General features: G+C 55.3%; 1 pseudogene. It reads right to left on the reverse strand.

Annotation, left to right across the window (positions count from 1 at the left end):
• A pseudogene (locus tag IV91_RS0115325) lies at window positions 1–180 on the reverse strand (RNA-guided endonuclease TnpB family protein); the annotation flags it as partial.
• Window positions 181–253: the final 73 nt, after the last annotated feature.

The raw sequence follows: 253 nt of genomic DNA on the forward strand, positions 1-253 counted from the left end.
GATCTTGACAACCGTTCGACCGGCCCAGACAGCCTTATATTCCAGTTGTCGGGCAATCTCACCAAATCCCGCATTCAGGACCGAACGGTTCAGGCCTGACTTGGCCTTGACGTTCGATCCGGGCTTATCAGCACTTCCTTTCGCACTAGCCGTCATGCCACGGACATACAGGGATTCCATCGCAATCGTTTGGTTCTCGCGAACGATGGAGGTGGTGAGTTTATGCTGCCAGTCCTTGCGGACGTTGGCGGCA

This window comes from Ferrovum myxofaciens (genome assembly GCF_000735045.1).
GTDB lineage: Bacteria > Pseudomonadota > Gammaproteobacteria > Burkholderiales > Ferrovaceae > Ferrovum > Ferrovum myxofaciens.